The following is a 12256-nucleotide window of genomic DNA, read 5'->3' as shown; positions in this document are numbered from 1 at the left end:
GTGAGTTCCCACCACCAGCTGCAGTACCTTTAATATTCATAGTTGGTCCACCAGACGGCTGACGGATACAGCCACCAACATTCTTCCCACGCTTCCCTAGACCCTGTAAGAGCCCTATAGTGGTTGTTGTCTTACCTTCACCCAGTGGGGTGGGTGTAATAGCTGTCACTTGTATGAGCTTACCATTAGGTTTTTTGCGCAAACGTTCGATGATGCTTAAAAAGTCTAGTTTGGCAATTCTCCCATATGGCAGCAACTCGCCTTTTTCAAGCCCTAACCTATCTCGCCACTCTTCGGGCAAGGGCATATTTTTCTCAGCTTCTTCGGCAATCTGCCAGTCTTTTAATTTCGTAGCATCGTAAATCATATAATCTCCAGATCCTATTCAAATGTATTAGCTTGTTTTTCATAGCAGTCTGTTTATAGAGTTAATATTTAGGTATGTCATTAGAATCATATCATTTATTCAGATGACCATTAAGTAATTGTAATCGACGGTTAATCATTCGGATTTCGTGATTAGCAAGATTTACTATTAGAAGAACAGTACATATACGAGACTGTTGACACGAAATCACGGAGATACCAACCAGATAACACTCATATCCAAAGTGTTATCTGGTTGGTATAAGTGCTGAACTCCATTTGTTATAGCAATGAATAACACGAACTAATTCTGCGTTCTAATCCTCTTTTGGTAAATGCCAGTATTTGTTTACCCTTATGATTTCATCATCATAGCTTTAAGTTTATCTGCTTCTCCGGTTTTCATCTTGTAACAATACTCACTAGTAGGAAATTTCCCTTCATGGACTTCATTGATGTACTGTTGGAGTGCTATTCTTATTTCGTTAGCAAGGTTAGCGTATTTCTTAACGAATTTAGGTGTGAACGTCTCAAATAGACCGAGCATATCGCTGACAATCATTAATTGTCCATCGGTATTTATACCGGCTCCAATACCCATCACTGGAATACTAAGTGCTTCAGTGATAATTTTCCCTGTCTCTGCTGGTACACCCTCTACTAAGAGCATGGCAGCACCTGCTTCCTCAATAGCGACAGCATCATCCAATAGAATCTTGGCGGCCTCAGCAGTATTTCCCTGCGCTTTAAAACCACCCATTACCGCTGAGCTTTGTGGCGTTATACCAATATGACCTATGACCAACATTCCACCGTCGGCTATAGCGCGGATTTGAGGAGTAACTCTCTTACCGCCTTCTAGCTTGACTGCATCTACATCACATTCTTTGTAGAAACGAACAGAATTCATTACAGCGTCTTCTACATTTGCATGATAAGCACCAAAAGGTAAATCACCCACTACGAACACGTCAGGCGCACCCCTCCTTACTGCCTCGGTATGAGGTATTATTTGATCCATAGTCACCGGTAGTGTACCAGGGTAGCCATACACAGTCATGCCCACAGAGTCACCGACTAGGATCATGTTAATACCCACTTCATTCGCCATACGGGCCATATGGTAATCATAGGATGTAATCCAAGTAACCTTTTCTCCACTTTGCTTCATCTGCCGAAAGTCCTGTATAGTTTTTCTTTTCCCCATTTGAATAAACCCTCCATTATTTAATCAAGTCTATAAATTAGTTACTAATCCCACTAAAACGAGATATAGTTAAAAAGAACAAAGCTACATCTCTGAGTAAGAATAAGGTGACAAGTTTAGAGTCCATTGTAATTATGGGTTGTCGTTTTTAACCCGTGAAGTCCTCCTTTATAAAAACGAATTATATGATTCGTTAATGCCCAAACATTATTCATCTCCTAGACGTGATATTACCCTTTGATCTCTTGAGGTCTGTCCTGATTTTTAGGACCTCAGGATTCACCAAGGATTCAGGGATACACCCATTAAATACTTTGATAATATCTCCACCCGATTTCTCGCCTAAGATTCTTACCGCACGTTCAGAATAGAAGGCAAAGTGTGGAGTTAAGATTACGTTTTCCATCTCAAGAAGAGGATGATTAGCTTCAATTGGCTCCTTTGTTGTGACATCAAGTGCTGCAAAGGCAATGCTACCATTTTTCAGAGCATCTATAAGTGCTGATTCGTCTATTACAGGTCCTCTTGCGGTATTTATAAGAACTGCTGATGGTTTCATCATATCGAAAGCCTGTCTTGAAACGAGACCAATGTTACTTTTTGCAAGTGGAACATGCACCGAGATAAAATCAGATGTTCTAAAAAGTTCTTCACTACTAACTAGTTTGACACCGTGCACAGCTACGAAATCTCTGGAGACAAAAGGGTCACTTGTTTGTACTGTAAGCCCAAAGCAGCGCGCTCTCTCACTTATTGCTCTTGGGATCTTACCAAATCCCAAGAGCCCCAGTACAGAGTCTTTTAATGCGTGTATGGGGAGTAATTTCCGGTAGTCCCATTGTCTCGATTTCACCTGATCCCAACCCTGAATAATCCTTCGTGCCGCACATAAAAGAAGAGCCATGGTATGATCTGCCACTTCATCAGTGCAATAATCAGGTACATTCACCACTGCTATCCCTTTTGATGTGGCAGCTTCGACATCTACGTTATCGTATCCTATACCGCGTCTCACAATTACTTGGCAATGCTGCAGAGAATTAATTACCTTTGCAGTCATTGGTGCGAGAAACGTTATAATCCCATCAGCATCACGTGTGATATCTATAAGGTTGGCTTCATCCTTATAGTAGCCATAGAAGAGTTGTGCCCCGTTTTCCCTTAGGATGTTTTCTTCTGGAATGACTGGATCCAGCATATCTGTTGTAGTTACTTTATACATTCTCATTTCCTAACAAATAGTTGGTAAAAACCTATCCCAAAACCTATACAAATGGTTTACCTTTAGTTGTAAGATGATAAACTCAATTCCTCCTGTAGCATAAACTACTGCATCCCAAAAACCATATTAGGCAACCACAATGCTATCTGAGGGTAGAACAGTAATAAGACTAATAGAACACCTGTGACAATTACGAAAGGAATAATAGACTTATATATATCCACCATGGTTATACCGGAGTCTTTGGGGATCAGCCCTTTCATTATAAACAGAGAGAATCCAAAGGGAGGTGTCATGATAGCTATCAAGACAGTGACACAATACAGAACCCCGAACCATATCATATTAATCTCTAGACCCTGTAGTACCGGTATGAAGAGAGGGGCAGTAACGATAAGCATGGCGAAGTCGTCCATCACCATCCCCAGTAATATATAGATACCTATCATCGTAGCCACTATCATGGTCGGGTTTTGGCCAATTGATCCGGAAAGTATGATATCGAAGGCCTTAGCCGCCCCGAGACCGTGATAGATAGCACCGAAGAGAATGGCAGCGACGAAAATCCACATAATAACACTGGTAAGCTGCCAGGTTTGATTCACCACCTGCACCAGATTTTTCCAGGTGAATCTGCGGTAAATCAGGGTAACCACAATGGAACCAATTGCTCCGATTGCTGAGCTTTCGGTCACCGTGGTTACACCCATCAGCAGTAACCCCATCACCGTGAAAAGCAGGGCTAATGGTGCAATACCAGCCTTCATACTAGCGAATTTCTCTCTCCAGCCGGCCCGCTCTTCAAGGGGTATAGGCGGTCCGATATGCGGCTGGATGCGGCAGCGGATGCCGATATAGGCAACGTACATGACAGCTAATATGCAACCGGGGATCGCCCCGGCAATCCATAAATGCCCAATTGGCACCCTGGCCAGCATGCCGTAGAGAACGAAGACCAGACTGGGAGGGATGAGATAGCCCAGTCCGCCACCAGCCTGAACTAATCCGGTCGCAATCGACTTATCGTATTTCCGCTTTAGCATGGAAGGCAGGGCGATAAGCCCCATAGCCACCTGACCGGATACTGCGGTACCCTGCACCGCCCCGATCAGAGCACAGATGCCGATGCTCCCCATACCGAGTCCACCCTTAACACCTCCAGCCCACTTGTATATCATGTTGTAGAGGTCATCCGCCATCCCCGACCGAGCCAGCATGTAGCCCATGAAGATAAAGGCCGGGAAGGAAAGCATGACATCCCAATATATAATGCTAGTAGTATTTAGATGAGGCATTATTATGCCACCGGTGCCCCAGAGTGCCATGGCGGCGACAGTGGCGACAGCGCCGACAATGAGAAAGACCTGACGACCGGTGGTAAGCAGCGCCATCATGCCGGCAAACATCACAATGGTAATCAGCATTACATTCATTTCAGGCGTCCGCCTTTCCGAACCGGTCGTGCTCTTTTTCTGCTATCTCAGCCCGGGTAGGGATGTGTTTACCCCGGATGGTAGCGATGTCCCGGATCAGGTTAGCTACCGCTTGAAACAGCAGGATGATACACCCTGCTGCGATACAGGCCTTAAGGGGCCAGAGGGGAGGACCCCATATACTTTTGGTATGCTGCCCAGTGACAAAAGAGTCGAATGTAGAGGTCAGTGCAGTTACCGCCATCACAGCAATATAGATAAAGAGAACGAAGGTACATATATCCATGATGGCTTTTTTCCGCGGAGACCACCGGGCATAGAAGGCATCCATTCTGACATGCTCATCCTGAAGCAGGAGGGGTCCTCCGGCCAGAATGAAAGCCGCCGTCATCGTGAACATAGCCAGTTCGTAGGCCTGGATACTGGGTGCATTCATGGCATGCCTTACGAAGACCGCATAGGCCAGGATAACTATGATTGCTATCGAAGTCCACCGTAATCCTGTCCACATCTTCCACACGAACGACTCAACAGCCATTACATAAGCAATCAACGGTTTTGGCATTCAAGATCTCCTCAAAGGATTACAACACAATCACACCCCACCCCCGACCCGACTAAGCCCGGGGGTGGGGTCTATCTCAAGAAATCAAGATAATTATTGTTAAGCTAACTGGCCAAAATTAATGGCCGTACCAGTTTGCTTCTTCCACTTCAGCACGGAAGTCCTTGATTATCTGAACTGCCTGGGCACACAAATCGTCCCTCTCCGCTACGATGTCCAGATACTCCATGCCGTATCCCCGCAGTACCTCGATATCTTCCTCGGGGAGGAAACAGATTTCCTGGAAGGAGCCATCGGTTCGGTACTTGTACTCGCCTGAGGCTCTTATTGTTTCAGCCCATATGTCGAAGTTTTTAGCCCCCAAACTAATTATTTCCTGTATATCCTCAGGCATAGAATCCCAGACGTCTGGATTGAACAAAAGGACTCCGGTACAGACATCGACAAAGGGCGGGTCCCAAAGGTAAGGAGCAACCTCATTGAAACCGAACTGTACTGCTTCATCGGCGCCGGACCATCCAACTCCGTCAAGAGCACCGGTCTGGATGGCCAGGTAGACATCTGAGGGAGGAGTTGGGGAACAAGCTACTCCAACCTTTTGGAATGGATAGGCATGCTCGGCCATGAGCTGTATTCTCTGGCCCTCCATATCCTCGAGAGAGTAGGCCGGTTTAGAAGAACAAATCTCCAGAGGGTCATGCATCGCTACTCCTACCCACTTAAGGCCTATTCGTTCATATGACTCTTCGAAAAGTGCCTTTAAGCCCCTTTGATAAATTAGCGTTCTGAATTCTATGACATTTTGAGTAGCGAATGGCGCACCACATTCGATGGTTCTCATACCGGTAGCCGTACCCATGAGCGGATAGTACCAATCACAATCAATAGCGCCGGCCTTAAGGGCAGGTATCTCTTCCTCAGACGCCATTAGCTCTCCAGCAGCGTACCAATCAAAAGTTACTCGCCCTCCGGTTGCCTTAGTAACCACATCACAAAAGTTAGCTATCGCATCTCTTTCTACTATATTGCGACCCTGTGGGGCTATTCCTCGCAGATGCCAGGTCTGTCCTTCCACAGCAGGCTCTGGTGTCGGGGTTGGTGTTGGTTCTCCTGGGGTAGGAGTGGGCGTCGGTTCTGGTGTGGTCGTGCAGCCGCTTATCATCGGGATGCTGACTGCCAGCACCGCTACCAGACTAACAGCAAGAATCAACCTTCGTAGTTCCTTGATATTCACTTTAGAACTCCTCCAACATGATTTGTTTTGTATAACGTGGCTTGACCACTTTCAAATTTACATTTAATCACCTCTCTTTTTTACTGCGTCTTCTGATCATCTGGGATCTAAATGTTTTAAAGTTGCTGCGTTTTGATACGCAGCAACTTTAAAACAGGTAAGGAGATTTGTCAAGAGGTGCAATTGTTTATCATATGAATACTACTAACCTTTGCGGATAATCTGCACTGGGTAACACACATATAAAAGCAACGTTAGAATATAAATAAAATAATCGCGTACTCTGACTGGATTCCCGAAAAGCACAAAACCATAAGTTCAAACACGACACTACTATCAATGTAGTATAGACGTCAGTGGTTTGAAAATCATCCAGTAAAGTATGTTTTTATGCAAAGAATAATAATGTTTGAAGCAAGTTAATATGCACTGGTAAAATGTAATAATTCTCTGTAGATGTGACAAGGATTCATTATTGGCCCTTTTTGGTTTTGCCATCATTGAATATTTGGTAATTCTATTTTATAGTAAGGATAGAGGGAATCGAGTGGTCTTTAGATTAATTGATGCCAACTATATTTGATACTCCCTTTAGTATTATCCAACGAATAGGATTATTATGAAAAAAATTAAGGTCATGATAGCTGATGATCACCGCCTATTTAGTGAGGGGCTACGACAGTTGATTAATACTGAGCCGGATCTAGAGTGTATAGCTGTAGCACGAGACGGAGAAGAAGCTGTTGAGATGGCTCAAAGTTTTAACCCTGATGTTTTATTACTTGACATCAGCATGCCGAGAAAGAATGGGATTGAGGCTGCCAAAGAGATCTCAAAGATGTCCCCAAACATTGCTATACTCATCCTTACCGCATATAAAAATGACCAGTACGTTTTTTCATCTATTGATAGTGGTGTTTCCGGGTATCTGCTAAAGGATTCAGATCCCGCTGACTTACTTAATTCTATCCGATTGTTATACTCTGGCGAGGCCGTGTTTAATCTTGAATTGGCTCGTAAATACGTGCACCGAGTAACCAGTAACGAACAGGGAAGACTTGAGGGTAACAATGATTTACATATTCGGGAATTAGAAATACTAAATTTGGTAGCTAAGGGAATGACCAACAAAGAGATCTCGAAAAAGCTATTTATTAGTGAGCATACGGTTAGTGGCCATTTGGTCAATATATTCAGAAAATTGGGAGTTAGTTCTCGTACCGAAGCAACATTACATGCCATAAAGAAAGGGATGGTTACTGTTGATGAGTCCAGTACTACCTCGTAGTTTTACATGTACGTGATGCGCGTATTGACTGTATTCAATATTTAGCTAATAGTTTTGAACAAAGACTAAGTCATATAATTCACAAAATATTATTTGATATCTCACAATTTCAAATATGATATTTCCGTCGTGATCGCCAGTTGGGCTCAATTATTAAATCGGTTAGATCAACCAAATTTATATTGAAATGACCACAGGTAAAAAGGCTGTTACCAAAAAGATGGAAGAGGCTTTACTTGTCTCCGAAGAAAAGTTCTCAAAGGCTTTCTATTCTAATCCCGAACCGATGGCTATTAGTACCCTGAGTGAGGGAAGATATATTGAGATAAATGACATTTTTCTTCGTATTTGGGGCTATCAGCGTGATGAGGTTGTCGGCCGTACCGGAATTGAACTAGGCTTCTGGCCACATCCTGATGATCGTAATGAAATGGCTCGTTTGCTGCGGAAAGATGGGGTGATAAGAGATCTTGAAGTATCTTTTAGATCTAAATCGGGTGAACTACGTTTTGGTTTACTGTCGGCAGATTTGATAGAAATCAGTGGTGAAATATGCCTAATACACACAATAAGAGACATGACCGAGCGTAAAAAGATGGAAGAGGCTTTACTTGTCTCCGAAGAAAAGTTCTCAAAGGCTTTCTATTCTAATCCCGAACCGATGGCTATTAGTACCCTGAGTGAGGGAAGATATATTGAGATAAATGACATTTTTCTTCGTATTTGGGGCTATCAGCGTGATGAGGTTGTCGGCCGTACCGGAATTGAACTAGGCTTCTGGCCACATCCTGATGATCGTAATGAAATGGCTCGTTTGCTGCGGAAAGATGGGGTGATAAGAGATCTTGAAGTATCTTTTAGATCTAAATCGGGTGAACTACGTTTTGGTTTACTGTCGGCAGATTTGATAGAAATCAGTGGTGAAATATGCCTAATACACACAATAAGAGACATGACCGAGCGTAAAAAGATGGAAGAGGCTTTACAGGAGAGCGAGGAATTTAGTTCTAAGTTGCTGAGTAATTCTCCGAATCCAATAATCGTTATTAACGAAGACACATCGGTTAGATATATTAATCCAGCACTAGAAAGAATTACAGGTTTCTCTTCTGCAAAGGTTATTGGTAGTAGAGCACCATATCCTTGGTGGCCAGAGGAAACACGTGATAAGAGACTTGATTCCTTACGTCATGATTTACTCAAAGGAAATAGAGCTGTTGAACGATTGTTTAGAGGAAGAAATGGTAGGCGGCTATTGGTTGAAACAACATCGATACCAATAAAGCGATATGGAAGGTATCGCTACTCTCTAGAAACTTGGACTGATATAACAGAACGTGAAAGACTGAAGGAAAATTTACAGTTGTACGTAACGGAGATTACTAAGGCACAAGAGGAGGAGAGGAAACGTATCGCTCGTGAACTTCACGATGATACAGTTCAGTCTTTACTTACCCTAGGGATCAATATTGAGACTATTATACGCACGGAAAAACGGATGCCATTGTCTTTGATAGAAAAGCTCAGAAATATTCAACGTACTACTAGAAGCATAGCTGACGGAGTTCGGCGCTTTAGCCATAATCTTCGCCCTGATCTCTTAGATGAATTAGGAATATCAGTCGCCCTGGAATTATTGGCTAAAGAATCCGAGCTAACAGGAGGCCCCCATACCACTGTAAAAAAAATCGGATATGAGCTTCGATTACCATCAGAGCAAGAGTTGTTATTATTTCGTATTGCTCAAGAGGCATTGAATAATGTTAAGAAACACTCTCAAGCGACAGAAGCTTCAATAGAAGTTTGTTTTGCGAGAAAGAAGGTTAGACTCTGTGTGAACGACAATGGTATTGGTTTCGATCCGCCTCAAGAATTAAGTAACCTAGCCCGTAAAGGAAAATTAGGTTTGGTCAGCGTGAGTGAACGAGTACGACTATTAGACGGTAGTCTCAGAATTGATTCGCATAAGGGTAAAGGCACAACAGTGGTTGTAGATTTCCCAGCATGAATTAACCTCTAACCAGTAATCTTGCCTAGTCTCATACCATGATAGCAGTAGTCATTGGCTAAATTGGATCTATATGGTGGGCGAGCAGATTACAGGTTGTATATCCTGTGAAAGGAATTTAGGACTGCTTTATGGCAGTATAACATCGGAGTTAGATGAAGGAAGGTAGTGCTTACAAGAAGGTAAAGGTTCGTTTTGAGCCCGATAATGTTAGCATTGTCGTGGAGAGGGGGGCTAACCTGCTCCAGACGGCTGTTGATGCCGGCGTGCGTGTCATCGCCTCTTGCGGAGGAGCCGGTGTCTGTGGCACCTGTAAGGTACGGATTGAAAGCGGTGAGGTGGAGAGTAGTCGTAGTGAGAAGCTCTCTCCGGAAGAGTGGCAGCAGGGTATCCGGCAGGCTTGCCGGAGCAGGGTGCTCACCGATTTGATTGTTAATGTTCCGGTAGAGTCAAGGCTGGAGACCGCGGTAGTAAACCGGGAAGTAAAGATGACGGGGGGTAGAGTAGGGCCTGCTGAGGCGATCGCTACCGGTTGGAGATTTAATCCGCCCCTAAGCAAGTGTTATCTTGAACTGCCGCCACCGACCTCGGCGGATAATACCTCGGACCTGTCCCGTTTGTTGAGAGGCTTAAAGAAGCAGTGCAGCCTTAATCATACCGGAGTAGCCCTTGATGTGGTAAGGAAACTGCCTTCGGTTCTGCGCAAGAAAAACTACCATGTTACTGCGACAACTCTGGTCAAGGCGGTCAAGACGAAAGCCGATAAGCGTAAGCCCACGATAATAAACATAGAACCGGGAAACACCAGCCAGAGGTACTTCTCACTGGCGTTTGACATCGGGACGACTACCGTCTGCGGGCAGCTGCTGGATCTGAGCCGGGGTGAGGTCATTACCGAAGGTATGGCCTACAACGGACAGGTGGACTACGGAGCAGATGTTATTACCCGCATCTCCTACTGTCTGAAACCGGGCGGTCTTAAAAAGCTGCAGCAGGCTGTGGTGGCTACTATCAATCAGGTTATCGACGATCTTTCGGCCCGGAGCCAGGTCAGGGCGGCAGACATCGGGCATGTGACCATCGCCGGTAATACCACAATGACCCATATCCTGCTCGGCATCAATCCTAAATATATCAGGTTAGCCCCTTATACCCCGGCGGCCAGCTTTTTCCCTCCGGTGAAGGCAAGGTCACTGGGTATTAACGCGGCAAAGCATGTCCATATTTTCGTCTTTCCTTCCGTAGCCAGCTATGTCGGCGGTGATATTGTCTCAGGAGTGGTGGCGGCCGGGATCCACCAGCGGGAGAGGCTTACTCTCTATATGGACATCGGCACCAACGGCGAGATAGTGATCGGTAATTCGGAATGGATGGTAACCGCTGCCTGCTCGGCCGGTCCTGCTTTTGAAGGCGGTGGTATCAAGCACGGTATGATAGCCACCAGCGGAGCGATTGAAGACTTTGCTATCAGCCTGGCAGATCTGGAGCCGGAGGTACATACTATCGGCGGAGTCAAACCGAAGGGAATCTGCGGTTCGGGCCTGCTGAATATTGTTGCCGGGCTGCTTGAAGCCGGGGTTATCGGCCGCAACGGCAAATTCAACACCGACCTGGTCACCGATAGAATTAGAAAAGGTAGCGATGGTTACGAATACGTTCTTTCCCGGGCGATAGAGAACCAGACCGGTAGGGATATCGTGATTACCGAAGTGGACATTGACAATCTCATCCGGGCCAAGGCGGCGATGTATGCTGGCTGTCAGACACTGACCGGAAGTGTCGGGATTACCTGCGCCGATCTGGAGCAGATAATTATCGCCGGGGCCTTCGGCAGTCATATTGACATTGAGAAGAGTATTACCATCGGCCTCCTTCCCGATATTCCCCGGGATAGGTTTATCTTTGTTGGCAATGGTTCTCTGAACGGGAGCAGGCTGGTCTCCTACTCTACCGACCTGCTTGATGACGCCAGGAGGGTAGCCATGATGATGACCAGTCTTGAACTCGGCGAAAGTCCCGATTTTATGCACCACTACGTCGCTGCTCTCTTCTTACCCCATACCAATGCCGATGAGTTTCCCAATGTAAGCAAGAGACTATCCGGACTGGCGGGCGGGAAAACGAGGGGGAGGTTAACGGTTTGACTCTTTCCATAGCTCTGGCGGGAAAAGGCGGCAGCGGTAAGACATCAATAGCCAGTCTGATTATCCGTTACCTCAAGGAGAATGGTTCCGGTTCGATACTGGCTATTGATGCTGATCCTAATGCCAACCTGGGCGAGAGTCTGGGTCTTGAGGTTAAAAGGACGGTCGGTATGATTCTCGATGAGTTCCAGAGGGACAATATAGAAATTCCTCCGGGAATGACTAAAGAAGCCTACCTGGAGTGCCGGTTAAACGGGGTTATCGTCGAAGACGATAAGCTTGACCTGGTGACGATGGGTAGGGGGGAGGGATCCGGGTGCTATTGCTATCCCAACCTTGTCTTACGGAAGTTTGTGGATAGACTGGCCGAAAATTATGCCTATGTGGTTATGGATAATGAGGCGGGGTTGGAGCACCTGTCGCGGAGAACCACCCAGGATGTCGATGAATTGCTTATTATCGCTAACCCGACGGTTAAAGGGGTGCGCACTGTCGCACGTGTCAGGGATATTGTCGCCCAGCTAAAACTCAGTGTAAAGAGGCAGTCGGTAATAATCAACCCCGCTCCACTCCGGTTGGCCCCTATCGTCCAGAAGGAGTTGCTCCGGCTGGCAATCGAACCGGCGGCCTTGATACCTCTGGACGAAGAAGTGTGTCAGTACGATGTCGAGTTAAGGCCGTTACTCGATTTACCCGGTACTTCCAAAGCGGTTACAGCAGTTAATGATTTGATGGCTAAGCTTTTTAGATAAATTGGGTTGTGACACGAAACAGGTTCTGAGAGTTTCA

At 45.5% G+C, this 12256-nt stretch carries 10 protein-coding genes; 4 read left to right on the top strand and 6 right to left on the bottom strand.

Annotation, left to right across the window (positions count from 1 at the left end):
• The 6 genes from PHI12_06390 to dctP form a co-directional block, all read right to left on the bottom strand.
• A partial coding sequence (locus tag PHI12_06390; GenBank protein MDD5510417.1) for a formate--tetrahydrofolate ligase occupies positions 1-367 on the bottom strand: 367 nt, incomplete at its 3' end.
• Between the two features lie 354 nt (positions 368-721).
• The gene (panB, locus tag PHI12_06385; protein MDD5510416.1) at positions 722-1573 is read right to left on the bottom strand and encodes a 3-methyl-2-oxobutanoate hydroxymethyltransferase; all 852 of its coding nucleotides are present in this window, start codon (positions 1571-1573) and stop codon (positions 722-724) included.
• 211 nt (positions 1574-1784) lie between these two features.
• Entirely contained in the window at positions 1785-2795 is a 1011-nt protein-coding gene (locus tag PHI12_06380; protein MDD5510415.1) for a C-terminal binding protein, read from the bottom strand.
• A 104-nt stretch (positions 2796-2899) separates the two neighbouring features.
• Positions 2900-4228, bottom strand: a complete 1329-nt coding sequence (locus PHI12_06375) for a TRAP transporter large permease subunit (GenBank protein MDD5510414.1) — start codon at positions 4226-4228, stop codon at positions 2900-2902.
• A gap of 1 nt (position 4229) precedes the next feature.
• Complete coding sequence (locus PHI12_06370) at positions 4230-4793, bottom strand: TRAP transporter small permease subunit (GenBank protein ID MDD5510413.1); 564 nt, start codon at positions 4791-4793, stop codon at positions 4230-4232.
• Between the two features lie 118 nt (positions 4794-4911).
• Positions 4912-6027, bottom strand: coding sequence for a TRAP transporter substrate-binding protein DctP (gene dctP, locus PHI12_06365; protein MDD5510412.1), 1116 nt, complete (start codon positions 6025-6027; stop codon positions 4912-4914).
• A gap of 619 nt (positions 6028-6646) precedes the next feature.
• Here dctP and PHI12_06360 point away from each other — a divergent pair.
• The 4 genes from PHI12_06360 (at position 6647) to PHI12_06345 (ending at position 12219) form a co-directional block, all read left to right on the top strand.
• Positions 6647-7315, top strand: coding sequence for a response regulator transcription factor (locus PHI12_06360; GenBank protein ID MDD5510411.1), 669 nt, complete (start codon positions 6647-6649; stop codon positions 7313-7315).
• 187 nt (positions 7316-7502) lie between these two features.
• Entirely contained in the window at positions 7503-9323 is a 1821-nt protein-coding gene (locus tag PHI12_06355; protein MDD5510410.1) for a PAS domain S-box protein, read from the top strand.
• Positions 9324-9478: 155 nt separating this feature from the next.
• Positions 9479-11467 (top strand): ASKHA domain-containing protein, encoded by a 1989-nt coding sequence (locus PHI12_06350; protein ID MDD5510409.1) that lies wholly within the window; start codon positions 9479-9481, stop codon positions 11465-11467.
• Complete coding sequence (locus PHI12_06345; protein MDD5510408.1) at positions 11464-12219, top strand: AAA family ATPase; 756 nt, start codon at positions 11464-11466, stop codon at positions 12217-12219. Before PHI12_06350 ends, PHI12_06345 begins: the two co-directional genes overlap by 4 nt.
• Positions 12220-12256 lie beyond the last annotated feature (37 nt).

This window comes from Dehalococcoidales bacterium, from assembly GCA_028716225.1.
Taxonomy (GTDB): Bacteria; Chloroflexota; Dehalococcoidia; order Dehalococcoidales; family UBA5760; genus UBA5760.
This window is presented reverse-complemented; position numbering and strand designations above follow the sequence as displayed.

Excerpts from the sequence above, each read along its gene's own strand:
- PHI12_06350 (MDD5510409.1), top strand. The coding sequence starts at position 9,479 with ATGAAGGAAGGTAGTGCTTACAAGAAGGTAAAGGTTCGTTTTGAGCCC.
- PHI12_06370 (MDD5510413.1), bottom strand. The coding sequence starts at position 4,793 with ATGCCAAAACCGTTGATTGCTTATGTAATGGCTGTTGAGTCGTTCGTG.
- PHI12_06380 (MDD5510415.1), bottom strand. The coding sequence starts at position 2,795 with ATGTATAAAGTAACTACAACAGATATGCTGGATCCAGTCATTCCAGAA.
- panB (MDD5510416.1), bottom strand. The coding sequence starts at position 1,573 with ATGGGGAAAAGAAAAACTATACAGGACTTTCGGCAGATGAAGCAAAGT.
- PHI12_06355 (MDD5510410.1), top strand. The coding sequence starts at position 7,503 with ATGACCACAGGTAAAAAGGCTGTTACCAAAAAGATGGAAGAGGCTTTA.
- PHI12_06360 (MDD5510411.1), top strand. The coding sequence starts at position 6,647 with ATGAAAAAAATTAAGGTCATGATAGCTGATGATCACCGCCTATTTAGT.
- PHI12_06375 (MDD5510414.1), bottom strand. The coding sequence starts at position 4,228 with ATGAATGTAATGCTGATTACCATTGTGATGTTTGCCGGCATGATGGCG.